Here is a 26,259-nt window from a genome sequence, read left to right on the forward strand (position 1 = left end):
TGAAACGCAGGTGAGGACCATTCTCACCCTTGCCGATAACAATTCGGGGCTGCTTGCTCTCCGTCGGACTGGACACCTCGACGACAAGGCGATCGCTGCGCTGCAATCCCTTGGCTGACCGCGACTACGCCATTGCGAAGAAGCTCGTTGATGGTCTTCCTATGCACCGCCCGTGGTCGATCACTGCGCTGATCGCTCAGCTTTCCCTCGACAACGACCGTCCCATCGTGGTGGCGCCACTGCCTGACGATCTAGCTCCGTACTGCACTGCAGCATGGCTGGGAGAAGACGCCCTCGACCGGATCTACGTTAGCGATCGACTCACCGAGGTGCAGAGAGAAGTCGCGATCGCGCACGAACTGGGCCACATTCTCCTCGCACACGAGCTATCTCACGCCGATCGCACCAGCTACTTACAGCAGATGTTTCCAGCGATTCCAGAGAGGTTCCTCGCAGCCATCTTCGGAACACCCTGCACGCCTCTCACCCGGTCGAACTACGACCATCCCTACGAGCGGCAGGCCGAATGGTTCGCTCGACTGCTCATCTCTAGAGCTGACGAGTACCGATCTAACCTTCTCCCAGACGGCCGGAAAGCTACCCTCAGGCAACAACGCATCCTCGACCGCGCCGCCACAGTCTTCGGCTGGCCGTGACATGGGAACCATCCTCACTGTCGTTTTGTGCGGTGGACTTCTCACAATCGGCATCTGGCGACTGCTGCACATCCCCTCGCGGCCGAGTGTCGCCTGGTGGGCCTACACGCAGACGTTTCTTTTTGCAGCGCTCGCCAAACTCGCCCGGACGCCGAATCTTGCCGACCGCTGGGCTGAACCCGCTCTCTACAAACTCACTCACGTGCACAACGTGATGACACTTGTCGGGATGACGCTCGGCGCGCTCGTCGCAGTGCCGGCGGTCCTGGTCATGCTTGATCTCACCGGTCGACGCTCATCGCTCCGATTAGCCGCCGCGATCCAAGCCGTCATCGCCGCAGCCATGATCATTTCATTCGCCGCCTCCGCGATCCCTCAAAGCCCCGCTAGCAGCTACATCACGGCCACGGTGCCCATGCCCTGGGACGCGGCGACCTGGTCCTACTGGGCGGTCTTCCTTGGATCGATCGGTGCAGCTGGACTTGTGAACCTTATCCTTGCGGTGCAAGCCTTCATCGTCGTCCGGCGAGGAAGCTTCGCCGTCGCGCTTCTGGGTTGGGCCATCACGGCTGGTGCGGCGTGCCTCTATATCGCCAACAAGATCGTCAATCTTGCCGTGCAGCAGGTCCAGGGCGACCAGCCCGATGAGAGCTGGTACCTGCACAACGTGTCGACCATCTCCCTTACCCTGCTTCTGCTCGTCGTCGGGTCATTCGGAATCACGTTGTCCATCTACCCCTTGCATCGCTTGCCGACCCGGTGGCGCCGGTACCGCCTTCTCCGCAAGCGCACCGACGAGTGGAAGGCCGCTCGCTCAGCTCGACCCGACGCTGTCCTTCCGAACCTTCCAGTGCCCGACGGCCGTCGCCGACATCTGTGGTCAGCCGCCCGCAACCCGATCGCCGCCTACAGCCTCCAAGTCGAACTCGCGGACACTAACAACGCGTGCTGATCAACCACGTGTACTCCGTGCCAGGCTTCTCCGCAGTCGAGTACACGACCCTTCTGCCGAGCTCCTGACCGACGTCCCCGATGGTGCGGGCCGAGACGATCTCCCACCCGTGACTCTGCGCCCACGAGGATGGATCGACTACCACCGAAGCGAACCCCCGACCGGAGTGCTCCTGCGCCTCCGTCGACATCTCGCGCGTCTGAGCTTCGTCCAACGAGCCCTGCCCGAAGTGCGCAGCCAGGAATCGGGAACCCGGCGCAGACATCGACCGCGCCGCCGTCAGCACACGGGACGCTTCGTCGTCGGTCAGGTAGAACATTCCTTCTGCCACCCAGCAAGTGGGCACAGTCGCGTCGTAGCCTCCGGCTGCCAGCGCCGCTGGCCACTCGTCGTCTATTCCGACCTCTACCTGCGACCACTCCCCCACCGGGGACCTTCCAGTGGCCGCGATAGCGTCCCGCTTGAACGCTGCGAGCGCCGAGGACTCGACCTCGAAGAACTTTGTCCCCGGTGTCGCCAACCTGAAGGCGCGGGAGTCGAGCCCCGATCCAAGGATCACGACCTGAACACAGCCAGCAGCAATCGCCGCTCGCACTTCACGATCCAGCCACCACGTGCGGATCACATTCGACTCAAACAGCCGCTGGCCTGTCATAGCCGATACCGACACCATCCCGTAGTCCAGTCCCGATGCATCGACAAAACTCTGAGCGAGCGGGTCAACGATCAGGGGCTGTGGCCGATCCGTCTCCAACGCTCGCATCTTCGCCGTGAACACCGCCGTCGTACCGGGACCTGACACACGTTCGTCTGCCATTTCTTCCTCCTTGAGGTTCCTTTATGATGCCCTTGTGATGATCGAACGGGCGAATCCGTCCACATTATGTATCGAGGTTTCGGCGTGTCGCTCCGACGATCTTCCATTTCTGCCAGCAATAATTGCACGCATGGCTGGCAGACCAAAGAAACACCAAGACGGACTCGTCCGCCGCAACATGTGGGTCGACCCCGACGTTGAAGCGGCGTTCAAACGTGGGGCACAGAAGCACGGACTCACGCTCGTCGACTACTTCGCCGCCCTAGTTCTCCAAGCGGAGAGCCAGCCCATAACCCCTGCACAGGAGGTGCTGCCCCTGCGCCTCACCGGATAGTTCTGCCGCGGGTGAGGGCCCAACACCTCCCGAACCTGCCGTTACGGCGCGCCAGAAGGTTGACAAGTGGCGCGAGAAAAACTGAAGAGCACTGCGGAGACTTCGGGACAAAGGAAAAGGCCCCCTAGCGACAACTAGAGGGCCTTTCTGAAGTTCTCGGATTCCAGGGCACCACCCCTGAGTCCCAGCCCCGAATAAATCGCAGCTACCCGAAAGGGACTTGACTTGACGGTCTGGTCTCAGGGTAGCGCGCACCCTGAATCACTTGCAAGCACCGATCGCATCGGTGCACATTGCGTGTCGTCGACGGCGCGCTCGACCCTTGTGGTCGACGTCGACACCACCACTCCCCTACCCCGCCCTATGCCGGTGTCGGGGCCTCGCTCGGCTGCCCTCTACGCGCGTGCGTGCGGCACCCGCCTCTACCGCGGGTCCTCGCCGCTCCTCCGCCGCCGCGGGCAGATACGCACCGGGCCGTACCTGCTGCGCTCACTCGGCATCCACCGACCCTCGACGCTCGCACTCCCCCCAGACGCACACCAAGGCATCGCGTGCTGGACCACCGACATCGACTGGCTCATGAAAGCCGACATCGCCTACCAACTCCACTACCGGACCGTCCGTCCCCTGGTCTGCGACGTCCACGGCCGCGGCGGCGTCAGCCGAAAAGCCTTCCGCGCCGTCTGCGCAGCCCGCGCACACTTCGCCGACTGGACCAACGGACGAGGCAGCCGCCCAGCGGTCGCCACCCTCCAGGCCATCACCGGACTATCCAAAGCCGTCATCCAACGCGCTACCCGCCTCATGCGAGCCCTCGGCCTAGCCACCGAAATCATGCGCGGCCGCCAACGCACCTACCGCGAACGCATGGCCTCCTGGCGCGTCCGCGACAAAGGTCGCGGATGGGCGTCAGTGTGGGCGCTGCACCCGCCCCGTAATCCACAGGTCAACCAGCTCAAAGAACGCCTCGATCCCCGCCCGAACAAGTCGGTGACACCCCATCCCCGAAGGGGTCCCTTTAGGGCCCTATCTCACGAAAGATTTCACTCACTAGAGCACGACACAGGCTCCGCCTGTGAAGAAAAGCGCCGCGCTCCGCGCGACAGCACCGACGAAAGGGCTGGGTCGAAGCGGAAACATCGTGCAGTCGATCCACAAGCGGTCAAACTCGCCGCTCACTGGCTCTCAGACCCACAAACACCGCGCTGGGCACACCGACACTCGGCCAAAGGCTGGGCACCACTGCTGACCGCACCAGCAGCCCACAACTGGGTATCAGCCGACATCAACCAACTCATCCGCGACTACCGAGGCATCACCGGACACTGGATCGCCACCGACCCACACCACCCCATCAAACTCCTCGCCGGCATCCTCAAATGGCACGGTAAGGACAACCTCGACGACCGACCCGCAGCCGCCATCCTCGCCCAAGAGGCTGAAGCCGCCGCGCGGCGCCGAGCAATCAACGAGTGCGACCGCTGTAGCGAGTATGGCTGGGAGCTGGATCCGACATCCGGACTCGAACGCGAACCGGTCGCCCGATGCTCACACATTCACCACATTCACGCGTAGTGGTTTCTCCGCGGAAAAATTGTGAACTCACACTTCGTCCCGCGGAGACTTGCCTACCCATCGCTATCCACGGAACCTCTCTAATAGGGCGTTCGATCCTCGATCCAGGCGGCAATGACATCTTGCCGGTACCCCTTGGCGTTGCCGACCGTCACTGCGTGAGGAGGAAGGATGCCGCGCCGCGCATAGCTGCGCACCGTATTGACAGACAGGTTCGCGCGCTCGGCTATCTCTGCGATAGACAAGTAGTGCTCGGCCATACACGGAACGATACTGGTCTATTTTTCCACGGAAAAATGGGCGTGCCGCCTCGACCGGACGCAGTGGGTGTAGTAGCGTTATCGACAAGCGCACAGCAAACAGTGCATCTCGCTCAGTCCGTGTTTTTCCGCGGAAAAATCCCGAAGTAGCCGCGCACGCGGCGAAGCATACGGAGGAATATCCATGGCAACTCATATCGTCCTGAATCAGAAGGGTGGCGTCGGCAAATCGACGATCACCATGAACCTGGCGGCGGTCAAGAACGATGCCCTCGCGTCACCTACTGATGATGTCCCGCCCGTCCTCGCGGTATCAATCGACCCTCAAGGTTCTGCTGTCTGGTGGGCTGACCGCGCCGAGGACCTTCCGTTCATGGTCGCCGACGCCGCCACCGAAGGCGAGATCAGCCGCGCCGTCAATATTCCCGGCGTCCGCCATGTCTATGTCGACACCCCAGGATGGATAGGGGACCACCCGGGGTCCTCCGAGAACGGCCTCGGTGGTCTGCTCCTCAGTGAAGCCCTCGACGTATCAGACCTCGTGATCATCCCCATTCCTCCTGAACCGCTCGCATTCCAGCCGACAGTCAGGACAATCCGCGAGGTCGTCGAACCCAGGGGACTGCCCTTCATCTTGGTCATCAACAACTGGGACCCACGTGACGGGGATGTGGATCTGACCCAGACCCAGGGCTTCATTCGGGAAATGGGGTGGGGGACTAACCTTGCGAACACAGTCATCCGTCGCTACAAGGTCCACACTCGCGCTGCCGCCCAAGGCGTGGTCGTTACCGAGTACGACGCCAATCGCGCATCCCTACAGGCACGGCAGGACTTCCACAAGCTCACCGACGAGATCTCAGAGCGGGTGTAAATATGGCAACCAAACGAGGAGGACGCGTCGACCTCTCAACCCTCGGTTCCTCCGTCTCGTCGGATACCTCGCCTGTCGATCGCCGCCGACCGGTCGAACAGCAATTCCGCGCGAACGTACCGCTGGAGCACCTCACTCCGAATCCGCGGAACCCGCGCGATACTGTGGGGTCTCTCGACGACCTCGCGTCGATCGCCGAGCGGCAGCTACAACCGGCCACAGTCATCACCAAAGCTAGATGGCTTGAGCTATGGCCCGAGGATAGAGATGTCATCGGCGAAGCGCGATGGATCGTCGTCAACGGCTGCCGACGCCTCGCAGCTGGTCGCCAATACGGTCGAGCCGGTCTCGACGTCGTCGTACAGGACACCCTCGCAACAACGCGCGAGTCGATCATATGGGCAGCGATCGCCGAGAACATCGACCGCCAGAACCTCGACGTCGTAGAGGAAGCCAAAGCAGTAGGCCAGCTCGTCGCCGAACTTGGCAGCGCTAACGCCGCCGCAGAACGGCTGGGAAGGTCAGCGACGTGGATCTCCCAGCGCAAGCGCCTACTCGACCTTCACCCTGACCTCCAAGAAGAAGTACGAGCGGGCGAAATGGCAATCAGGGACGCCCGCGAGATCGGCCGACTCCCCATGGCTAGTCAGGTCGAAGCATGGTCCAAAGCCCTTGCCAAACGCGAACAGCAGGGGAGTGGCGAGGGTACCGAAGACCCGGCCGATCGCAAACCGGCGTCGAAAGACCCGACGCCAGCCAGTGCCGTCCGCGCACTCAAGCGCCTGCGCGCCGACCCGACGATTCTCGCGTCAGCACTCATCGAAGTACTCGACACCGCCCAGATAGACATCATCCTCGAGACCCTCGGCAAGGCGCGACAGGGCGGCCACTAGGCTTTTCCGCGGAAAAAATGACGAACATATGTTCGATATAGTGGGAGTGTGAATGAGAAGCAAGGTGGTGGCCCGGTCTGTGACATCTCGTCGCAGACCGGGCCGCCGCTTCGTTTGCGGTGGGAGACCGGAAGCAGGGTCATCCATCTCTACGGTCCGTCGGAGCCGGTGTCGATCTCTATGCGCTCGATAGACCCTGTTATCGGACAGTCAGACTACAGCTCCTCGCCCACGCATCCGAGTCTGCGCGTGCGTGCCGCCGGTATCCGCGTCGAACCGGCCGTGGACGGTCATTTGATTGCGGCAGTGCGGCTTTCAGGCGGCCGGTGGAGGGCGATAGTGCACATCGAGCTACCCAGCGCGAACGGCCGAACCGGGATACAAGTCCCGGTGTGGGTACAGCCAGAAGCTGTCCGCAGAAAGGAGGATCTGTGACCGAAGATGTAGAGACAGCAGGTGGGGGAGTGATCGACCGCAAGTCCAACCGCGGCCGCCGACGGCGCCCGGTGTCGGACTACATCGCGATCGTGCGACCGCCCGGTGACCCGACCGCGATTCGGGTGTTCGCCCGCGACGAGCTCGACGAGGCACAGCGGTACGCGAGCGCGCACGATACTCAGGTCGAAGACCTACCTGAGTGAGCGCGGTGGTTCTCGACCGCAGGGAACGAAGAAGACCTCGGGCATATTCGCAGAGGGGTGCGAGTATGCCCGAGGTCATCGTTTTCGGGATGCTACTGGGAAACTATGGGCAGTGACCCCATAATCCGAGATCCTTGCCGCGCGCGGTAGCCTCCACGGCTTCGAAACTGTCCCGGTACCGGTAGCTCTGGTTCTGATACGCGTACTGTCGCCCTGCACCGTCTGCGATCAGCTCGTGGTTGATCAGGGGGCTGGTGCAGGGGCTGGTGCACGAGTTGGTGACATCTGATCTGGCTTGCCCTGCCGGGGCGGCCTGGAAGGATGTTGTTGTGCCCAAGCCCTATCCCCAGGAGTTCCGCGACGACGTTGTTCGCGTCGCTCAGAATCGTGAAGACGGTGTGACGCTCGAGCAGATCGCCGCCGACTTCGGTATCCATCCCATGACGTTGCAGAAGTGGATTCGCAAGGCCGACGTGGAGGCCGGGATCAAGCCCGGCACGACCGCCGCGGCATCCCAGGAGCTCCGGGAGGCCAAGCGGCGTGTGCGACTGCTGGAGCAGGAGAACGAGGTCCTGCGCCGCGCTGCTGCCTACCTGTCCCAGGCGAATCTGCCGGGAAAAGGTGGTACCCGCTCGTGAGCGAGCTCGCCGCTGACGGCATCCCCGTCACGGTGGCGTGCCGGGTACTCAAGATCGCTCGTCAGCCCTACTACCGATGGCTCAAGAACCCGGTCACCGATGCCGAACTCGCCGAGGCGTACCGGGCCAACGCCCTGTTCGACGCGCACCGAGAGGATCCGGAATTCGGCTACCGCTACCTGGCCGATGAAGCTGAGACCGCGGGCGAGAAGATGTGCCGGCGCACCGCCTGGCGAATCTGCTCAACCGGTGGCTGGACCAGTGCCATCAGCAAGAAGGGCCGCGGCAAGCATCGCAAGGCCGGCCCACCCGTGCACGACGATCTCGTCGAGCGAGACTTCGCCGCCGTGGGCCCGAACGAGCTGTGGCTCACCGACATCACCGAGCACTGGACGGCGGCGGGAAAGCTGTACCTGTGCGCGATCAAGGACGTCTATTCGGGCCGCATCGTCGGGTATTCGATCGACTCCAGGATGAAGTCCTGCCTGGCCGTGGCCGCACTGAACAGCGCCGTCGCCAGGCGGGGCGACGTCACAGGCTGCGTCCTACACAGCGATAGAGGATCTCAATTTCGCTCGAAGAAGATGCAGAAGGCTATCACCCGGCACGGCATGCTCGGGTCGATGGGAAGGGTCGGCGCTGCCGGGGACAACGCGGCCATGGAGAGCTTCTTTTCACTGCTACAGAACAACGTCCTCGACCGCCGATCCTGGGCCACCAGAGACGAGCTCCGGGCCGCCATCGTGCACTGGATCGAACGCACCTACCACCGCCGCAGACGACAAGACCGCCTCGGCAGATTGACCCCCATCGAATTCGAGACAATCATCAACCACGAGGCCCCTCAGGCCGCGTGACTAACCGTGTCACCTAACCGTGCATCAGCCCCTAACTGTCACCTATCCGTGCAGTAGTCCCGGCCGCGTGTGCGGCGGGACTGTCGGATAAAGGGTGTGTGAGCTCGGCCTGAACCCTTTAGGAGGGGATGGCCGTGGTTGACACGACCGATGACAAGATGCCCGGTGTGGTGCCGGGGGTGATGATCGATGCTGTGACCTCAGAGAACGTCGATCCGAAGCAGCTCGCTGAGCAGCTGCTCACACAAGCGAAAGAGCAAGGCGTCAACCTGGTAGGCCCGGGAGGGCTGTTGTCGCAGTTGACCAAGCAGGTCCTCGAGACTGCGTTGGATGCGGAGATGACCGAGCATCTCGGGCATGAGTACGGCGGGACGCCGGTGGCGGAGAACATGCGTAACGGCACCCGCAGTAAGACTGTGATCACCGAGATCGGGCCCGTTGAGATCCAGGTGCCGCGTGATCGGGACGGTTCGTTCGAGCCGGTGATTGTGCCCAAACGCCGACGGCGGCTTGATGGGATCGATCAGATCGTGCTCTCGCTGACCGCCCGCGGCCTGACGACCGGGGAGATCGCTGCGCACTTCGCCGAGGTTTACGGGGCGAAGGTCTCCAAGGACACGATCAGTCGGATCACCGACAAGGTTTGCGGCGAGCTCGCGGAGTGGGCAACCCGGCCGCTTGATCTGCTCTACCCGGTGATCTTCGTCGACGCGATCGTGGTGAAAGTGCGGGACGGGCAGGTCCGTAACACCGCGTTCTACGTCGTGATGGGCGTGACCACATCCGGGGAGCGGGATATCCTCGGCATCTGGGCCGGCGACGGCGCTGAAGGCGCGAGGTTCTGGCTGCAGGTGTTCACCGAGCTCAAGAACCGCGGCGTGAACGATGTGCTGATCGCGGTCTGCGACGGCCTCAAGGGGCTGCCGGAGGCGATCAACTCGACCTGGCCGCAAACCGTGGTCCAACAGTGCATCGTGCACTTGCTGCGCAACAGCTTTCGCTACGCGGGACGCCAGCATCGCGACGGTATCGTCAAGGCTCTCAAGCCGGTCTACACCGCACCGACCGAGGCGGCGGCACTCGATCGGTTCGCCGAGTTCACCGAGCAATGGGGTCAACGGTATCCGGCGATCATCCGGCTCTGGGAAAGCGCCTGGGCGGAGTTCGTGCCCTTCCTCGAATACGACGTCGAGATCCGGCGGGTGATCTGTACGACCAACGCGATCGAGTCCATCAACGCTCGATATCGGCGGGCGATCCGCGCCCGCGGCCACTTCCCGAACGAGGCCGCCGCGATGAAATGCCTGTACTTGGTCACTCGATCCCTTGACCCCACCGGCGGTGGACGGGCACGCTGGATGATGCGGTGGAAACCCGCCCTCAATGCGTTCGCGATCACCTTCGCGGACCGACTGGACTAGATCCCAGTCAACCGATGATCCGCCGGGCCCACACACCGTTAATCAGACAGTCCCGTGCAGCAGTCCCGGCCGCGTGTGCGGCTTCTTCTTGCAGCATGGGCCCGGGGCGGGTTAACGCGGTGGCGGGCTCGGCGGGTTGTGCGCTGCGCCTGTGAGGAGGCCGTTGAGGAACAAGTCAACGATGAGTTCCGGGCTTGTTGTGGTGGCGGGTTCGTCCGGGGTGATGATCCCGCCCAGCATCGTATTGCTGATGACTCGAATCAGTGTCTCGGCGTCGACGTCGTTTCGTATCGTGCCGTTGTCGATGTGTGTTTGCAGGGCTGCGGCGAGAGCCGCCCGGCGAGGGTTGAGGTACTTGTCGCGGTAGATGGACATGGCGTCGGCATATTCCCCTTGGGAGCCGAGTATTTTTCGCCATGCACGTCCGTGTCGGGTGTCTGTCAGTCGTGCGTGGAACTCGGTCAGTGCGGTGATGAGGATATCCCTCAGGCTTGCCTGTGGCCCGGAGGGTAGGGGGTCGGCGAGGTTCCCGAAGGCGTACGCCACGAGCTCGGATTTGGTGGACCATCGTCGGTAGATCGTGGGTTTCCCGACTTGTGCCCGGTTGGCGATCTTGTCGACCGTCAGGCCACTGGCATCGTCCTGGTCGAGCAGATCGAGGACTGCGTCGACGATCGCCTTCTCGGCCCGCTGCCCCCGTGCAGAAGCGGCGGGCCGAGAGCGTGATGCGGGCAGCGACATGGCTATCAGCCTACTGTGGTCGCAACAGTCTCCTCGGCGGCTCGAGCTCGACGTCGGCGTAACACCAGTTCTACTGTCGGCACGCTGACGGCAGCGAGCGCAGCGATGGTGGCACCGATGATGGTGGTGAATTGCATTGCGGAGGTGAAGCTCGCGTACGCGGTGCTGGCAATGTCAGCGTCTGATCCGGCGGCCGCCAGTGTGTCGGACAGTGACGATGCTGCAGTTGAGGGGTGGTTGGGGAGTTCGGCAAGTCTTTGTTCGAGGTGGCTGCGGTAGCTGCCCCAGAGTACGGAGCCGAGGATTGCCACTCCGAGCGTGCTTCCGAGTTGTCGAAGTGTGTTCACCAGCGCCGATCCTGCTCCCTCACGTCCGGCCGGCACTTCCGATATCGCCACCGCCGTGCCGGGTGCGAGTACCATGGCGAAGCCGAGGGCCAGGACGAACGCTAAGGCCATGAATGCCGCGATCGGAGTGTGTTGCTCAATCATGGCGAGCAAGCCCATCGCAATGGCAGTTACCGCCATTCCCACAGCCATGGTCGCCGACGCTCCACATCGCGCGGCGATCCGTGGTGACGCCGGTGCGCCGATGACGAGTCCCGCGGCGAGCGGTAGCAGGATGAGCCCCGCCTGAAACGGGCTGTATCCGCGCTGGACCTGTATGTAGAACGTAGAAAAGTACAGGAAGCCGTAGACTGAGAAGCCGCCGAGTGTCAGAACAGTGACTGCCACGGCGAACCTCGGCTTTGCCAGCAGGCGGACGTCGGCCAGGGGGGCGCGATGTCTGGCCTCGGTGACTCCCAGAAGCGCCAGCACGGCCACTCCGGCAACGATCGGCAGCACCACCCGTGGTGCTCCCCAGTTGCCCTGCTGGCCGCCGTCGATAACCCCCCACACCAACAGCCCGATGCCCAGAATCGAGTAGATAACTGGCGACAACCGCAGTCGTGCGTCGTCGTCCGAGGGCGCAGTATCAGGGGTAACGATGGCGGCGAGGATCAGCCCGACAGCAGCCAGTACCGCAACCAGCACCAGCACCGACCCCCACCAGAATCCGGCGTCAATCAACGCGCCTCCGACCAACGGCCCTAGCGCGATCGATATGCCAGAGATCGCCGCCCACACGGATATCGCCCCGGCCACCCGGCCGCGGGGAAAAGTCCGCACAATAATCGCGAGGCTGACGGGCATGATCGCGGCGGCGAACACGCCACTGAGCCCACGCATTGCAATCAGCAGCGCGGGGCTGGTGGCGAATGCACTGATCGCTGTGGCGACGGCAAAGCCCGCCAGGCCTGCAAGGAGGGTGCGCCGCAGGCCGTACCGATCTCCGATTGCACCGGATACAAGAAGGAACCCGGCAAACGCCAACGTGTAGGCGTTGAGTATCCATTGCTGCTGAGTATTTGTGGTATGCAACTGCTCATTCAGAGCTGGCAGCGCGACGTTCAAGATGGTGGTGCCAAGCAGCACCACCGAGACCGCCACGCCCAGTGTCGTCAACACCAAAGCCTGCCTGCCTCGCGTCAAGACTTGCATAGATCTCCTCCTTCGTTACGAAACCGTTTCGTAGCGTACGCTTAGGTAAACCTAATATCAATCAATGGAAGGAGGCGGTGAGCTATGCCGTCACTACCGAGGCCACTCGCGCCGGGACTCGAACGACTCACCGCGCGCATCATCGCGACGATCACTGCTGCCGAGCGGCCCAGTCCTGGGTTTGTGCTCATCACGGCGCGGCCGATGTCGTGCGGGAGAGAAAGATGGCCGAAGCCGGGCACTCATTTCGGGGTCCGGGTCAGCGTCCGCGACTTCCGGCATTACACGGTCTTCGGGCACAGCGATGATGGGCTGCAGATCTTGATCGACCTCGCCGCGTCCGGCCCCGGGGTTCGGTGGGCCCGCCGCGCGCAGCCAGGGGACCGGCTGCCGATTCTTACGCCTGGTGGAGGCATGACCTTACTCGATCGGGTCAATCCGCTGCTCATCGGCGACGCGACTGCTGTGGCCACTATCCGCGCGCTTGGAGACGATGCCACGAACGCCACCTGCGCACTCGAAGTCCACACTGCGGACGTGAACTTCGTGTCCGCAGCCATGCCCGGGGCCACTGTGCTCGCGGCGACAGCGGGGCCTGGAGTGGCGATGGACGACTGGCTCTCCCGTGCAGTGGACGACTCGATCCTGTCGGCGCACCTCGCCGGCCACGCGCAGAGTATTCAACGTCAACGCTCGCTGATCCGTGAACAGTCGCACCTCGGCAGGCGCAGGATCGCCACACAGGCCCACTGGTCAGATTCACGAACCGGACTGTGACGAGGGGGCATTCGGCTCTGACGAGGACGTTGTGCTGGCGTCCTTCACTTAGCGCGCACGACGCCGACACCGCGTGGATTCCGTCCAGGAGGTACATGGTGTGGCGGCCGTAGTCTTCCCGGAAAGGCCGTTCGCCGTGCTTGAGGGAGGGCGTTGCGCCTACAACTTGGCAGCCGTTGCAATGACCGCAGGCGCGGGATACTTCGTGGCAGGCTTTTGCGCTCCTGGCCATCTGTGGTAAATCGTCCACAACTACGACCTGATCGTCGGCGGTGATGCCACGGTGGTCACGTTCGCACCGGTCATCCTCGTGGGCGGCGGAGCGGTCGCCGCTAGGGTGGAATCACGCAACGTTGCGAGGGGAGTCGCGGAGTTTCCTTGGACGAACGGTAGTGGTCCGGCCTGGTGGTCGTTGTGGTGCGCGAAACGACCACTATGCCGCGTGAGCGGCGTCTACACCGCCGGACGCCTCCCGAAGACTGGCTACGGCGCCACTGCACCTTCGACCAAGCCACCAGGCGGCGGAACTGCCGGTGGCCAGCGCAATGGTATGACAATCCCGAGCCGCCAACACCAGATGGAAATCGTTGGTTGCAGTGGTGGGCCTCAGAGGCTTGCTACCGAGGGGAATGGACAGCGTTGCCGACCTGCGCCAGGGTCTGAATCAGCGCTGTCGCAGGGTCATGGGGAGCCGTCACGGCGCGCCATGCGACGTAGCCATCGGGGCGAATCAGGGAGGCACCGTTGCCGGAGAGCCCATAGGCCGTGCCGAAGTCGGATGGTCCCGCAATATGGACATCGTTACCGATCTGGACAAATTCGACCGCGAATCCGAGCCGTTGCGAGGCTGCAGCGGCGGCCGCGTGCCAACCGGCGTCCTCGGACACCACGATCCATCCACGGCCGTACAGATCCAGTGTCGAGCTGTTGTCGGAATCGGCAAGGGTCAGATGCGGAGCGCGAGTTCCGGGCTGGCCGGCCCACTCGTCGGGTCGCCGTGCGGGCGGCAAGGTACTGTTCGCGCCGATCACCGCGGCCGAGCGGTAGAGCTGGCCGAGTTCGATCGCAGCGTCATCGAGCACCGATACATCGGTTGTGGGGCCCGTCAGGTAGGCCTTGTAGTCGGCGCGGGCAAAGAGTTGATCGTGGCGCAGGTCCGCGATCGGGCGCCGCTCGGCGTCGTACGTGTCCAGCAACCCTGGGCGCGATTCACCCGACAGCACCGCGGCGAGCTTCCAGGCCAGGTTGTGCCCGTCGTCGATACCGGTGTTGGCACCGAAGCCCCCGCGGTTCGGCGGCAATTGATGGGCGGCATCACCGACGAGGAACACCCGGCCGTCGGAGAAGCGATCGGCGATCAACCCGGCCAGCTCCCACCGGCCGTTGGTCACCAACTCTATCGGGATGTCGGTGCGGCCGATCGCCTGCTGTACCACCCGGATCTGCTCATCGACCGTGCGGTCGATGTCGTCGCTGAGCATCAGCACCCACCGGCCGTCAGAATAGGTTGTCAAGAAGGCCTTCAAGTCGGGCTGCTCGATCTCGAACTGGACTACACCGTGCTCCAGGTACTCATCCAAAGGCGCACGGAACAGGACGCTGCGCTGCACCGACAGCGGCCCCGCGCCATGGCGCCCGATACCCAGGGTCTCGCGCACGGTGCTCGTGGCGCCGTCCGCGGCCACCACGTACTGGGCGCGCAATTGATACTCGTTGCCATCGTCGCGGCGGCGCATTGTTGCGGTCACGCCATCGTCATCTTGTGTGAACCCCAGCATTTCGGTACCCAGCCGCAGGTCCGCGCCCAACGCGGCGGCCCTGTCTCGCAGTAGGGGTTCGAGCCGGTCCTGGGTGATCGCGATTGCATGTACCGGCGAGTCCCCAGCGCCGTAGTCGCCCTTTCCACCTGGCGTCCACGGGTACTCCTCGAGCCACGCGCCGGTCAGGCTCTCCACCCGAGCCCGTCGTGGTGGCTTCATGCCTTGCAGCGAACTCGGAATCTCCATTCCAACCCGCCGGAAGTGTTCCACCGTTCGCGTGGTGAAGCCGATCGCGCGCGGATGTGCCGAGCTGCCGTTGTGCTTCTCGACGAGCACGACGGGAACGCCGCGCCAAGCCAAGAACACTGCTGTGGACAGACCGACCAGGCTGCCGCCCGAGATGAGAACCGGGATGGGGCCGGGGGTTGTGGTCGATTCATTGATGGCGTTCATGATCGTTCTCCGTCGATGATGTTGGTTTCGGGAGACGAAGCCGGAGCTGGCGTCGGTGGCGCGGTCGCTACGATCCCGTTGAGCAGAACCGACAGTGCCCAGCGCGTGCGGGTGGTGCCGGTCCCTGACAGGAGAAGTTGCCCTAGGTCGCGGATATGCGGGTAGCGCTTGGAGTCGGCATTCTCGACTGCCTCGACCAGCGCCTCCCACTCGACGCCGTCGCGCGGGCTCTCTTGTCGTGTGGCCTGTTCAGCGCCCGTGGCGGTGGCGACCTGCATCAGTAAGTCCACCGCCCAGGCCGTAGTTTCCGCTTCGACGCCGCCTTCATGCAGCAACGTCGCCAGCGCCTCGACCAGGTCGAGATAGAACGGCCCCGATGGGCGGGTTAGCAGAGCTGAGCGAGCCAACGGCGGATACTGCATCAGGACACGAATGTAGGACCACAGGACTGCTTCGAAGCGCTCGCGCCACCCCCCAGGCGAGCGGACTGGACCGAGGTCGACGGTGGCCAGCAATTCGTCGAGCACCGCCGCATGGAGATCGGCCACGTTGTGGAAGTACACATACAGCGACGCCGGTCCGGTATCGAGTTCAGTCGCCAGCCGACGCAGTGTCAGTTTCTCCAGCCCCTCCGACTCCATCACCGTCATCGCGACGGCGACAACCCCCTCCCGGGTCAGCGGAGGCTTGCTTGGGCGATCCCGGCGACTACGGATGGGTCGATGCGCGCTCATGAACCATACAATAACAAACATGTTCGCTACGAACAAGATCGTCTGGATCTGATCGTTCGCGTCCGCCGCTCACCGAGCGATGGAAGACTCGGCCCATCGCCATGCGCCGAAACACGGCCATTTCGTCGTTCGTCTATCTCTCACCGACCGAATGGCAGCAGATTGGTGGACTGAGGTTTAGGTAGGTGGCTCGATCAGTGTGTCCGCGAGTTGCTCTGCCGCACTGCGTGGTTGACGGCCGAGGAGTTCTGTAAGCAGGGCGCCTCCGTCGGCGAAGTAGCCTGTGCGGGTTGCCTGAAACATGGACAACGTGAACCGAGCCACCGACTCAGGTACGCCCGAGGTGACCTGATCACCCACCCATTGTTCGTCGTCGACCACCACGCGCTCGATGGTTCGACCGGTGAGTTCCGAAGCCGCTACAGCGAAGTCTGCAAGGGAGACCGTCTCGGACGGTGCGATTGAGACCGGGCCGTCGAACCTGCGGTCGGCGGCGAGAACTGCTGCGGCAGCCTCGCCGGCGTCGGCGCGGTCAACCCACGGAATCGGCCCGTCAGCCGGCATGCTGATCACACCGGTATCCTGCCACGGCCCGAGGAGCATGTTGAGGTCGCCAAAAAAGCCATTGCGCAGCGAGGTCCACGCGACCCCCGACTCCGCGAGCATGGCCTCGGTTGCAGCATGCATTCCCAGGGCGGGATAAGTGCCTTCGAAGTCGGCGCCGTGCAGGCTGGTGTAGAGGATTCGTTGAGCTCCGGCAGCAACCGCAGCCTCTATCGCGTTGCGGTGCTGGGCGAGTACATCGGCGGTGTGGTCGCTCGATGACACAAGCAGCACTTGTTCGGCGCCGTCGAAGGAGCGGCGCAGAGTTATCGGGTCGTCGTAGCTGCCGGTGCGAACTCTGACCCCGCGGTCAGCGAAGTGTTGGGCGCGCATCGTATCCCGAGCGCTCACTCCGATCGTTTCTGCGGGAACGCGTTTCAGTAGGTGCTCGACGGTGGCGCCATTGAGAATGCCGGTCGCGCCGGTGACGACGATCATCGGTTTGTGCCTTTCAAGGTCCAGGATCACGGTTTCGAATAAGGTGACTGACTGAGTCAAGTTAGCCTCGGGTCACCACAATAGGTAAGGTGACCTGGTTGGTCAAGTTATCCGTGTCAGGAGAGGACGGCTCAATGGCTGAGGTAACCCCGGCGAGGCCGGGTATGCGGGCCGACGCGCGCCGCAACCTCGAGCAGATCCGGCGCGCTGCGGTGATGACGTTTCGTGATCGCGGCCTGGATGTTCCGTTGGAGGCGATCGCCAAGGCGGCGGGTGTCAGCAAGGCCACCATCTTCAATAGATTCGGCGGGCGGGTTGGCCTAATCGAAGAAGTGATCGAGGATGTGATCTCCGCCGAGCTCGATGTGATCATCGGGGAGACTCGCGCCACAGACGGTGCGGCCGAGCAACTTTCCTTCTACTTGGCCGCGATCCGCGATCTGCAGTATCGAATCCCGGCCGTCAACGACCTGTTGCTGCAACAGTTCCCATACTCCGAGCAGCTTCTGGGTATCTGTCATCGTTCGACGGAGATCTATGGCGAACTGGTCGTCGCTGGGCATGCTGCTGGAACATTGCGTCCCGATGTGACGGTCGACGACGTGCATGCGCTCGTCGTCGACAACGCACTCGCGCTCAAACACGGGCAGCGGCCGAATCGCGTGGACTATGACCGACGGACTTCGTTCGTGTTGGCGGGGATCAGGGTTGAGCGCCGCGAGAGTTGAATACTTTGTGCACTGCTGGATCACCGAGTCCGACCGCGGCCCCCGAACTCGCTCCATCCGACCACGTCCTCGGGTCGTCGCGGGCCGGGCCCGGTGTAGATCGCTGCGGGCCGGACGAGTTTGCCGAGGCGTTTTTGTTCGAGGATGTGGGCGCACCATCCGGCGGTACGGCCGCAGGTGAACATCGCGGGCATCATGTGTGGTGGAACCTCGGCGAAGTCGAGGATGACCGCAGCCCAGAACTCGACATTGGTTTCGATGGCCCGGTCCGGGCGGCGCTCGCGCAGTTCGGTGAGTGCGGCCTGCTCGAGCGCAGCGGCCACCTCGTAGCGGGGGACACCGAGTTCTTGGGCGGTGCGACGCAGCACGCGGGCCCGTGGGTCCTCGGCGCGGTAGACGCGGTGGCCGAACCCCATCAGTTTCTCTTTGCGGTCGAGTACACCACGGACCAGGGCGCGGGCGTCGCCGGTGCGTTCGACTTCTTCGATCATCGGCAGTACCCGGGCCGGTGCGCCGCCGTGTAGCGGGCCGGACATCGCGCCGATTGCGCCGGACAGGGCGGCGGCGACGTCGGCGCCGGTCGACGCGATGACGCGCGCGGTGAATGTCGATGCGTTGAGTCCGTGTTCGGCGGCGCTGACCCAGTAGGCGTCGATCGCCCGGATGTGGTCGGGGTCGGGATCACCCTTCCACCGGGTCATGAAACGCGCGGTGACCGTGTCGCACTCGTCGATCACGTGCTGGGGGACAGCCGGCTGGTGGATGCCGCGGGCGGATTGGGCCACATACGACAGGGCCATCACCGAGGCGCGGGCGAGGTTGGCTCGCGCGGCCTCCTCGTCGATGTCGAGTAGTGGTCGGTACCCCCAGATCGGGGCGAGCATGGCTAGTGCGGCCTGCACGTCGACGCGCACGTCGCCGGTATGGATGGGCAGGGGGAACGGCTCGGCCGGGGGCAGGCCGTCGCCGAACTGCCCGTCGACCAACAACGCCCAGACGTCGGCAAAGGTCACGTGGTTTTCCACGAGGTCTTCGATGTCGACGCCGCGGTAGCGCAGATTGCCGCCGTCCTTGTCGGGTTCGGCGATGTCGGTGGTGAACGCGACGACACCTTCCAGGCCGGGCACGAAATCGTCAGGGACGATTGCTCGAGAGATCGGCCGGTCGGCGGAATCATGGTCGACTGTTGTTGTCATCCTTCTCCTTTGGCGGGCGACGGGGTGGGCGCGCACGTGAGTTGCCCGTCAGATATGACGCGGTGACCGTCACGCTTACGAACGTCGAAACAGACACCGTCTGTGGCGTTCGACGCCCACACAGTCAGCGAGTCGCCGACGTAAACCGGTGCGCTGAACCTACATGAGATATCTGTGATCATTGAATTCGGTTGTATGACTGAAGATGTGAGAATGCTCGTGACCGCTCGGGCCAAGGTGGCCGTTCCGTGATAAACCGTCCCGGGCAGACCAGACGCGCGGGCAACTCGACTATCGGTGTGGATGGGGTTCCAGATACGAGCGCACTCCGTGTAGACGATCGAGTCCGTCGGTCCGACCACGAACGTTCCGACTGGCTCACGGGAAATGATCGGCGTCAGCGCAGGGCCGCCGGAGTTCTGCGGACGACGCTCCGGCCCGACGACACGCACACCGGGATACAACGTGTAGACGTAGCTTGACACGAGGAGCGTCCCGCGGTCGGCACAGTATGTGTGGAACGCGGTAGCAACGAGCGCTGCGCGTTTTGTGTTCTGAGCAATGTGGGCCCGGGCGATCGTATGTACGCGCGCGCCCGGACGCAAGGGCGCGAAAGTGGTGATGCGATGAGACGCATGGAGCCCCAAACGCAGTGTCTCGAGCGAGAGTTCGATTCCCGGTGCACCTTGTTCGATCAATGGCCATTCGATGCAAACCGGGAACACGGGATGCCCGACGATTCCGTCGGGATGGTCCAGATCGAAGACCTCCGATCGGGTGTCGTCGATGGACGCGGCGAATGCGAGCAACCAGCGCTCGTCCAGCTGGTGATCGATCGAGTGCGGTTCCGCGTCATCCGGCACAACCCGGATAACGCGACTGCTGTCCACCGAAGTCCTCTGCATCGGTCCACCTTCCCAAAACGTTGACCGATCGGTACATTATTGGTCAGGTTGCCGCTCCGTCAAGGGTGCGGTCGGCCGCCGTCGCCCGAGTGGGCGATCGGTACAAATACCGGAGGTGTCGTATGAAAGCTGTCCAGATCATCTCGTTGGAGGGCCCAGAAGCAGTGCAACTCGTCAACCTCGACGAACCGTCCTCATCGGCGAACGCCGTGATTATCGACGTGCGGGCCATCGGGGTCAGCTTCGTAGACGCGTTGATGACACGGGGTCTCTATCAGGTGCGGCCAGAGCTTCCTTTCGTGCCGGGTGTCGAAATCGCCGGCATTGTCCGCTCGGCCCCGACCGGCGCCTCGGTACAGGAGGGCGATCGGTGCGCGGCGTACATCCCGATCGGTGGGTATGCCGAGGTGGTCTCCGCAGATCCGGAGTTGGTCTTTCCGCTGCCCGACGAACTGTCCTTCGAGCAGGGGGCAGCCTTCGCCATGAACTATCAGACCGTGCACTTCGCACTGGTGCGGCGCGGCCGCCTCCGGGCGGGCGAGCATGTGCTGGTCCATGGGGCTGCGGGCGGTATCGGTACTGCCGCCATTCAGGTCGCGAAGGGATTGGGCGCCACGGTGACAGCGGTTGTGGACAGCAAGGCGAATACGGTCGTCGCAGAGGACGCCGGTGCAGATGCTGTGGTGGTCGCCGATGACACGTGGGCCGACACCGTCCGGTCGTCTCCTGCGGGTGGTGTCGATGTCACCGTGGACCCGGTGGGCGGCGACTTCTTCCTCGACTCGATCCGCATGCTGAGAAAAGAAGGGCGGCACCTGGTGATCGGTTTCGCTGCGGGGGGCATCCCGGAGATCGCGGTGAACCGTCTGCTTCTGAAGAACATCGATGTCGCCGGCGTCTACTGGGGCGGGTTCATCGACGAGGACCGATCGATCGCGGCGGATGCGGCGGCTGCGCTCTCCGATCTGGCGCGGCGCGGATTCGTCCGCCCGGTCGTGGGCAGCACATATCCGCTTGCGGGAGCAGCCGAGGCACTCGGTGCGATCGAGAAGCGGCAAGCGCATGGCAAGGTCGTGTTGACCGTCGGGTAGTACGGTAGACCGGCCGGTACAGAATGGCTACGGTCGAACCCGTGCCGCGACGCCACGAGGAGAGCAATGCCCGAGGGGAAATCTGGTGTATCTAGCCGTCGGACCTACCGCACCGGGGTGGCTTCGAAGCAGCGGATAATGGAGGCCGCGGTGCGGCTGTTCGCTGCAAACGGTTACCACGGGACGGGTGTCGAGGAGCTCTCGAGCGCAGTGAACCTGGGAAAAGGCGCACTGTACCACCACATCGGCAGCAAGGAGGCGCTGCTGTTCGAGATCTGCCACACCAGGATGGCGGACCTCGTCACGCAGGCCGGCCGGGTCCAGGCGATGGACGTGAACTGGCAGGACAAATTCCGCCTCATGATGCGAATGGCGTTGCGAGATATCGCCGATCACCCGTTGGAGTGGACTGTAGCCTTCCAGGAGTTCAACGCCTTGACGGGCCAGCGGCGGGCGGTCGTGCAAGAAGCCCGCGACCGATACGAGCACATCGTCGCGGAAGTTCTGCACGCCGGTGCCGGTGCCGGTGAGTTCCACTCGTTGCATCCCTTGGTGACCAAGGGCGTGCTGGGTATGTACAACTACTCCTACGCCTGGATTCGGTCGGATGGCGGGAAGTCGCCCGAGGACATCGCGGACCTGTTCACCGACACGTTGCTGGAGGGGATCAGCGAGCGAGGTTGATCGGTGCGCCTCGATCTCAACGGAGGAGGCCCCGGCGGATTGGCAGTTTCTAGGGGTCCTCGCAACACCTGATGGTTAAGGCATCATCAGTAGATCACGCAGACGCTCGGCTGGGGTATCCCAGCCGAGCGTTTTGCGTGGACGACCATTGAGCTCTTGAGCGACGTGCTCAAGGTCTTCAGACCCGTACGGCCGCAGGTCCGTGCTCTTCGGGAAGTACTGGCGCAGAAGCCCGTTTGTGTTCTCGTTGCTGCCCCGCTGCCAGGGTGAGTGCGGATCACAGAAATAGACCGGAACCCCAGTCGCGATGCTGAACTGCCTATGCGCTGCCATCTCGGCGCCCTGGTCCCAGGTCAGTGACCCCCGCAGATGCTCAGGCAGCGTACCGATCAACCCGATGAGCACGTCACGGACTTCCCCGGCGGTGTGCCCGCCGGGCAGATGCCCCAGGAGCACGTATCGAGTCGTTCGCTCCACCAGCGTCACGATCGCCGAAGCACTGCCTGGCCCGACGATCAGATCACCTTCCCAATGGCCAGGCACCGCGCGGTCCTCGATCTCGGGCGGCCGCTTCGAAATCATCACCATCTCGTCGATGAACCTGGACATGCGCTGGCCGGGATGCTTGCGCGGCTTCCGGCGTGTCCTCCCGGTCCGCAGTGTCTCCGCGACCTCACGCTTGAGCCCACCGCGTGCCTGGACGTACAACGCCTGATAGATCGTCTCCGGGCTCACTCTCATACTCTCGTCGTCGGGAAACTCCTTCCTCAGAGTGTGGCTGATCTGCTCCGGCGACCACCGCACCGACAGCTTCTCCTGCACGTACTCCCGCAACGACACGTGGGTGACGAGCTTCGAGGACTTCGGCCTGGACCTCGACGCTGCCCAGGCGCGATGGGCGAGGTAGGGCTGATAGCGGCCGTCCTCAGAACGAGCATCGAGCTCACGCTTGATCGTCGAGGCAGGTCTTCCCAGCACGCGACCGATCGCTCGCAGGCTCATGCCACTGCGATACAGGTCAGCGATCGTCTCCCGCTCCTCGAGCGAGAGATACCGGGGATGGAGCACGGCCTCCACCGCTGGCAGGGCGGGAACTTCTACCTGCATAGTCATACCGGTGTTGTAATCGATCACGGTGCCATCGGGATAGATACGGGAGTTACTCACATGCCGGACACCCTGGTCCCAGTCCCTCGCTGAGCGCACGTTGACGCCCACTCTGGCCGCTGCTTCTGACTGTGACATGCCATCGGCGCGTAGTTGCACGTACTCAGACTTACGAGGGTGAGGGCCGTTCCCCCTGACCCCACGTCCACGGATCCCGGCCCGTCGCGCCCACCCGTACGCGGTGTTCCGGTTGACACCGACCTCGCGAGCGGCGGCTGAGATCCCGATGTCCGAACACCTCAGCGTCTCAAGAAACATCTCTTTCAACTCATTGAACGACACGATCCCCGCAACTCCTTGAAGTTCAAGGTGTTGCGGGGATCGCTATAACCCGCCGATTTGCCGGGGCCTCGACGTGACAGCACATGGACGAGGAACCGTCACCACACGGTCTCGAGCAGCTCATAGATCACCGATTCGTCGACCGGACGCGGCGATTCGCGGACGACGATGTCTCCCAATGCGGCTCGTGCCACCCCGGCCATCTTGTCCCGTCCGACGCCGAAGTCGGATACTCGGCGCGGAACCTCGAGTTGGTCGAGGATGTCCTCGAGTCGATCGGCGGCGGAGATGGCCAGGCCGTCTCCTTGTACCCGTGCCAGAGACTCCGCCATCCGGGCTTGTTCGACGGAGGTGACGGGTTCCAGGAATCGCATGACGTGAGGCAGCATGATGCACGACGTCGTCCCATGCGGGATGCCCACCGCGCCGAGCTGGTGGCCGATGGCGTGGGACAGGCCGAGCGACACATTGTGGACGCCGATGATGGACATCCACGCTGCTTGCTGACACTTCAGCGCGGCATCGTGATTGTCCGGGTCCTTCACCGAGAGTGGAAGATTCTCTGCCAGCATCACGAGAGCATGATTCGCCAACGCAGTGGTGAAGGGATGAGCGTTCTTGGCGTATGCGGTCTCGACGGCGTGGTCGAGCGCCCTCACCCCGGTGGTGGCCCACAGGTCGCGCGGAGTGTGAGCGCTGAACGCCGGGTCGAGAAAGACGGCGGTCGGGGTCGCCTCGAGATAGACGGTGAGGTCTTTAGTGTCGCGGGAGTGGTCGACCGAACCGGCGAAGCCATCCCATTCGGCTGCAGACAGGGTTGTCGGTACTGCGAACACGGGCATCGGTTCTGCCGATAGGGGGCGCCGTCGAATGGTGTTGGGGTATTCGAACACCAGGTAGTTGCGTGACAGGTCATCGATGGACTTCGAATCCTCGCACAAGCCGACAGCTGCCAACTTGGCCGCGTCGATCGGGGAGCCCCCACCGACTGCGACGAAGCAATCAGCGCCGGCGGTCCGCGCCTCGTCGATCAGCTCGACGATGGTGTGCACCGGGTTGTGTGCCTCGACGCGGGCGAACGTGCCGACCACGACGTCGCCGAGATCATCGACCAGCTCGGCAAAAGGTGCGCTCGATCCCACCGAGCGTCCCGTCACCAAGAACACGCGTTGCAGATCGCGTCGCTTCAGCTCGGTCCCGATCTGCGCGATCGCGCCGGTGCCCTGGACAACTGTCTCCACTCGCGGCATCTCGAACGTCTCGATCTCTGCCATCACATTCGCTCCAGTCTGTCTCGTTTCGTCGTGCAGAACGCACGATGCGTGAAAATGTACCGTTCATTCCGCTTTTAGTCTACGGGTTCCCGACCCAAGATGTGACCCTTGACACCTACGGCCATATTGTGAAACCGTACTAATCGGTACAACTCAAGAGTGGGCGATTCTTCGGCCGCGAGCCGCTGCCCGGCCCGACGTTTCGTGCTCGGTTGCCTGGTCGCGCGCTGGACGCGGCGGTGGGCGATCGTCCACCTACCTGCGAAAGGTGCATCGTGACCCGTGTTGACGCGCGAATCCCCTCCCGAGAGGCATCCGTACTCCGGTATCTACTCGAGCAGCGTGCACACGAGGATCCCGAAAAGGTCTTCGTGGTCTTCGACGACGGGACCTCGTGGACGCGTGCGGAACTTCTTGAGCATGTGCGGAAATCGGCCGGCTCTCTCCACAGGCTTGGAGTCCGGCAAGGGGACCATGTGGTGTGCTGGTTGCCCAATGGTGCTGACATGCTCCGGTTCTGGTTCGCGATCAACTACCTTGGCGCGGTGTTCGTACCGATCAACACCGCCTATCGCGGTGGGGTGCTGTCGCACGTCTTGCGTAACTCCGATGCCGAGATACTGATCGGTTCCGATGGTCTCGTCAGCCGACTGGACGACATCGACGATCGAGGACAACTGAGGTTGGTCATCACCGTCGGCGGCACCCGGTCGCTTCGCTCGGTAGAAACGATCCTGTCCCACGAGTTGCGCGGTGCCGTTGGTGATATCACCGAGTTGGCCCGACCGATCGAGCCGTGGGACACCCAGGCGATCATTTACACCTCCGGAACCACGGGCCCGTCCAAGGGGGTCCTCACGTCGTACATGCAGGCGTATGCGTCGTTCGGTCCCGAGACGATGCCGATGATGACTTCCGAGGACCGATTCATGATCAACATGCCGGCGTTTCACGTCGGTGGGATGACCTTGGTGTACGCGATGTTGATCAACGGCGGATCTGTGGCGATCGTGGACCACTTCAGCACCGATAACTTCTGGCGTCAGATTCGATCCGCCCGGTGCACAATCGTCTTCCTGCTCGGCGTGATGTCCAACTTCGTCGAGAGCATCCCGCGGCGTGACGACGATGCCGAGAATCCCCTCCGCACCGTGTTCGTGGCCCCACTCGTCGACAACGTCGCGGGATTCGCAGATCGGTTCGATGTCGATGTCTACACCATCTACAACATGACCGAGCTGTCGGCACCGATTGTGTCCGAGGCCAATCCGAAAGCACGGGGGACGTGCGGGCGAGTACGGCCCGGCGTCGAGGTGAGATTGGTCGACGACGCCGACTGCGAGGTGCCTGTGGGCGATGTCGGGGAGATCATCGTCCGTAGCGATGCCCCTTGGGCTTTGAACTCCGGCTACTACAAGATGCCCGAAGCCACCGCTGCCGCCTGGCGGAACGGTTGGTTCCACACCGGTGACACCGCACGACGCGATGCGGATGGCAACTACTACTTCGCGGACCGGCTCAAGGATGCGATCCGCCGACGGGGCGAGAACATCTCATCGATGGAAGTGGAAGTCGAGATCATGGCGCACGAATCCGTGCGCGAGGCAGCAGTTGTGGCGGTCCCCAGTGACGTCTCGGAAGACGAGGTGATGGCCGTGGTAGCACCTGTTCCGGGCGCAACGATCGATCCGGGCGAGCTGATCCGATTCCTCGAGCCACGCATGGCGTATTACATGGTCCCGCGATACGTCCGCATCGTCGACGAACTGCCGAAGACGCCCACGTCGAAGATCCAGAAGAATGCGGTCCGAGACATCGGCGTCACTGCGGACACGTGGGACCGCGAGAAGGCAGGAGTGAAGCTGTCTCGCTAGTACGTCCTGACAGCGGCACATCTATCGACCAAGCCTGAGGTCGGACCGAACTGCGCTTGTATTCGAAAGACTAACTCGGACATGACTGCCCAG

At 63.3% G+C, this 26,259-nt stretch carries 26 protein-coding genes; 14 read left to right on the forward strand and 12 right to left on the reverse strand.

Going from position 1 to position 26,259, the window contains the following annotated elements; all coding sequences use genetic code 11:
* Window positions 1-110: 110 nt before the first annotated feature.
* Window positions 111-656, forward strand: coding sequence for an ImmA/IrrE family metallo-endopeptidase (locus BKA16_RS22525; protein ID WP_183373254.1), 546 nt, complete (start codon window positions 111-113; stop codon window positions 654-656).
* Window position 657: 1 nt separating this feature from the next.
* Window positions 658-1,608 (forward strand): hypothetical protein, encoded by a 951-nt coding sequence (locus tag BKA16_RS22530; RefSeq protein WP_183373255.1) that lies wholly within the window; start codon window positions 658-660, stop codon window positions 1,606-1,608.
* Here the strand turns inward: BKA16_RS22530 and BKA16_RS22535 are convergent.
* Window positions 1,592-2,425 (reverse strand): class I SAM-dependent methyltransferase, encoded by an 834-nt coding sequence (locus BKA16_RS22535; RefSeq protein ID WP_183373256.1) that lies wholly within the window; start codon window positions 2,423-2,425, stop codon window positions 1,592-1,594. The two genes, BKA16_RS22530 and BKA16_RS22535, sit on opposite strands and share 17 nt — an antisense overlap.
* 34 nt (window positions 2,426-2,459) lie before the next feature.
* Here BKA16_RS22535 and BKA16_RS22540 point away from each other — a divergent pair, with 34 nt between their 5' ends.
* On the forward strand, window positions 2,460-2,759 hold the full coding sequence (locus tag BKA16_RS22540) for a hypothetical protein (protein ID WP_183373257.1): 300 nt from the start codon (window positions 2,460-2,462) through the stop codon (window positions 2,757-2,759).
* A gap of 579 nt (window positions 2,760-3,338) precedes the next feature.
* Window positions 3,339-4,334, forward strand: a complete 996-nt coding sequence (locus BKA16_RS22545) for a hypothetical protein (RefSeq protein ID WP_183373258.1) — start codon at window positions 3,339-3,341, stop codon at window positions 4,332-4,334.
* Window positions 4,335-4,414: 80 nt separating this feature from the next.
* On the opposite strand, the gene BKA16_RS22550 is transcribed toward BKA16_RS22545, so the two are convergent.
* The gene (locus BKA16_RS22550) at window positions 4,415-4,594 is read right to left on the reverse strand and encodes a helix-turn-helix domain-containing protein (protein WP_183373259.1); all 180 of its coding nucleotides are present in this window, start codon (window positions 4,592-4,594) and stop codon (window positions 4,415-4,417) included.
* Between the two features lie 184 nt (window positions 4,595-4,778).
* Between BKA16_RS22550 and BKA16_RS22555 the strand changes: the two genes are divergently transcribed.
* The 3 genes from BKA16_RS22555 (at window position 4,779) to BKA16_RS22565 (ending at window position 7,002) form a co-directional block, all read left to right on the forward strand.
* Window positions 4,779-5,468: a ParA family protein gene (locus BKA16_RS22555; RefSeq protein ID WP_183373260.1), complete on the forward strand. Its 690-nt coding sequence runs from the start codon at window positions 4,779-4,781 to the stop codon at window positions 5,466-5,468.
* Window positions 5,469-5,470: 2 nt separating this feature from the next.
* On the forward strand, window positions 5,471-6,361 hold the full coding sequence (locus BKA16_RS22560) for a ParB/RepB/Spo0J family partition protein (protein ID WP_183373261.1): 891 nt from the start codon (window positions 5,471-5,473) through the stop codon (window positions 6,359-6,361).
* Window positions 6,362-6,792: 431 nt separating this feature from the next.
* Window positions 6,793-7,002: a hypothetical protein gene (locus BKA16_RS22565; RefSeq protein WP_183373262.1), complete on the forward strand. Its 210-nt coding sequence runs from the start codon at window positions 6,793-6,795 to the stop codon at window positions 7,000-7,002.
* Window positions 7,003-7,105: 103 nt separating this feature from the next.
* Here BKA16_RS22565 and BKA16_RS24365 read toward each other — a convergent pair whose 3' ends face one another.
* Window positions 7,106-7,339, reverse strand: coding sequence for a thermonuclease family protein (locus BKA16_RS24365; protein WP_183373263.1), 234 nt, complete (start codon window positions 7,337-7,339; stop codon window positions 7,106-7,108).
* Between BKA16_RS24365 and BKA16_RS22575 the strand changes: the two genes are divergently transcribed.
* A protein-coding gene (locus BKA16_RS22575) for an IS3 family transposase (RefSeq protein WP_183369779.1) occupies window positions 7,332-8,497 on the forward strand; the annotation gives its coding sequence in 2 pieces (ribosomal slippage) (window positions 7,332-7,616 and window positions 7,619-8,497; 1,164 coding nt in all). The two genes, BKA16_RS24365 and BKA16_RS22575, sit on opposite strands and share 8 nt — an antisense overlap.
* 182 nt (window positions 8,498-8,679) lie before the next feature.
* Window positions 8,680-9,918 carry an IS256 family transposase gene (locus BKA16_RS22580; protein ID WP_183373337.1) on the forward strand — a complete coding sequence of 413 codons (1,239 nt, stop codon included), beginning with the start codon at window positions 8,680-8,682 and terminating at the stop codon, window positions 9,916-9,918.
* A 111-nt stretch (window positions 9,919-10,029) separates the two neighbouring features.
* On the opposite strand, the gene BKA16_RS22585 is transcribed toward BKA16_RS22580, so the two are convergent.
* Together BKA16_RS22585 and BKA16_RS22590 are read right to left on the reverse strand one after the other, a co-directional pair.
* Window positions 10,030-10,659 (reverse strand): TetR/AcrR family transcriptional regulator, encoded by a 630-nt coding sequence (locus tag BKA16_RS22585; RefSeq protein ID WP_183373264.1) that lies wholly within the window; start codon window positions 10,657-10,659, stop codon window positions 10,030-10,032.
* 5 nt (window positions 10,660-10,664) lie between these two features.
* Window positions 10,665-12,200, reverse strand: coding sequence for an MFS transporter (locus BKA16_RS22590; protein ID WP_183373265.1), 1,536 nt, complete (start codon window positions 12,198-12,200; stop codon window positions 10,665-10,667).
* A gap of 84 nt (window positions 12,201-12,284) precedes the next feature.
* Here BKA16_RS22590 and BKA16_RS22595 point away from each other — a divergent pair, with 84 nt between their 5' ends.
* Window positions 12,285-12,977 (forward strand): siderophore-interacting protein, encoded by a 693-nt coding sequence (locus BKA16_RS22595; RefSeq protein ID WP_183373266.1) that lies wholly within the window; start codon window positions 12,285-12,287, stop codon window positions 12,975-12,977.
* 617 nt (window positions 12,978-13,594) lie between these two features.
* Here the strand turns inward: BKA16_RS22595 and BKA16_RS22600 are convergent.
* The 3 genes from BKA16_RS22600 to BKA16_RS22610 all read right to left on the reverse strand — a co-directional run bounded on the left by BKA16_RS22600 (window position 13,595) and on the right by BKA16_RS22610 (window position 16,965).
* Window positions 13,595-15,190, reverse strand: coding sequence for an FAD-dependent monooxygenase (locus BKA16_RS22600; protein WP_183373267.1), 1,596 nt, complete (start codon window positions 15,188-15,190; stop codon window positions 13,595-13,597).
* Window positions 15,187-15,924, reverse strand: coding sequence for a TetR/AcrR family transcriptional regulator (locus BKA16_RS22605; protein ID WP_183373268.1), 738 nt, complete (start codon window positions 15,922-15,924; stop codon window positions 15,187-15,189). The genes BKA16_RS22600 and BKA16_RS22605 overlap by 4 nt, the downstream gene beginning before the upstream one ends.
* 177 nt (window positions 15,925-16,101) lie before the next feature.
* Entirely contained in the window at window positions 16,102-16,965 is an 864-nt protein-coding gene (locus tag BKA16_RS22610; RefSeq protein ID WP_183373269.1) for an NmrA family NAD(P)-binding protein, read from the reverse strand.
* Window positions 16,966-17,099: 134 nt separating this feature from the next.
* Between BKA16_RS22610 and BKA16_RS22615 the strand changes: the two genes are divergently transcribed.
* Window positions 17,100-17,693, forward strand: a complete 594-nt coding sequence (locus tag BKA16_RS22615) for a TetR/AcrR family transcriptional regulator (protein WP_183373270.1) — start codon at window positions 17,100-17,102, stop codon at window positions 17,691-17,693.
* A 20-nt stretch (window positions 17,694-17,713) separates the two neighbouring features.
* Here the strand turns inward: BKA16_RS22615 and BKA16_RS22620 are convergent, their stop codons facing one another.
* Window positions 17,714-18,889, reverse strand: a complete 1,176-nt coding sequence (locus BKA16_RS22620; RefSeq protein WP_183373271.1) for a citrate synthase 2 — start codon at window positions 18,887-18,889, stop codon at window positions 17,714-17,716.
* Window positions 18,886-19,794, reverse strand: a complete 909-nt coding sequence (locus tag BKA16_RS22625; protein WP_183373272.1) for a MaoC/PaaZ C-terminal domain-containing protein — start codon at window positions 19,792-19,794, stop codon at window positions 18,886-18,888. The genes BKA16_RS22620 and BKA16_RS22625 overlap by 4 nt, the downstream gene beginning before the upstream one ends.
* A gap of 122 nt (window positions 19,795-19,916) precedes the next feature.
* On the opposite strand from BKA16_RS22625, the gene BKA16_RS22630 reads away from it, so the two are divergent.
* Both BKA16_RS22630 and BKA16_RS22635 read left to right on the forward strand, forming a co-directional pair.
* A complete protein-coding gene (locus tag BKA16_RS22630; RefSeq protein WP_183373273.1) occupies window positions 19,917-20,885 on the forward strand; it encodes an NADPH:quinone oxidoreductase family protein in 969 nt (322 codons plus the stop codon).
* Between the two features lie 117 nt (window positions 20,886-21,002).
* On the forward strand, window positions 21,003-21,569 hold the full coding sequence (locus BKA16_RS22635) for a TetR/AcrR family transcriptional regulator (protein WP_343067633.1): 567 nt from the start codon (window positions 21,003-21,005) through the stop codon (window positions 21,567-21,569).
* 75 nt (window positions 21,570-21,644) lie between these two features.
* Here BKA16_RS22635 and BKA16_RS22640 read toward each other — a convergent pair whose 3' ends face one another.
* Both BKA16_RS22640 and BKA16_RS22645 read right to left on the reverse strand, forming a co-directional pair.
* Window positions 21,645-22,814, reverse strand: a complete 1,170-nt coding sequence (locus tag BKA16_RS22640) for an IS30 family transposase (RefSeq protein WP_183368662.1) — start codon at window positions 22,812-22,814, stop codon at window positions 21,645-21,647.
* Between the two features lie 302 nt (window positions 22,815-23,116).
* Window positions 23,117-24,292: an iron-containing alcohol dehydrogenase gene (locus tag BKA16_RS22645; protein ID WP_183373274.1), complete on the reverse strand. Its 1,176-nt coding sequence runs from the start codon at window positions 24,290-24,292 to the stop codon at window positions 23,117-23,119.
* Window positions 24,293-24,663: 371 nt separating this feature from the next.
* On the opposite strand from BKA16_RS22645, the gene BKA16_RS22650 reads away from it, so the two are divergent.
* The gene (locus BKA16_RS22650) at window positions 24,664-26,166 is read left to right on the forward strand and encodes an AMP-binding protein (protein WP_387995934.1); all 1,503 of its coding nucleotides are present in this window, start codon (window positions 24,664-24,666) and stop codon (window positions 26,164-26,166) included.
* The last annotated feature ends 93 nt before the right edge of the window (window positions 26,167-26,259 follow it).

The organism is Gordonia humi, from assembly GCF_014197435.1.
Lineage (GTDB): Bacteria > Actinomycetota > Actinomycetes > Mycobacteriales > Mycobacteriaceae > Gordonia > Gordonia humi.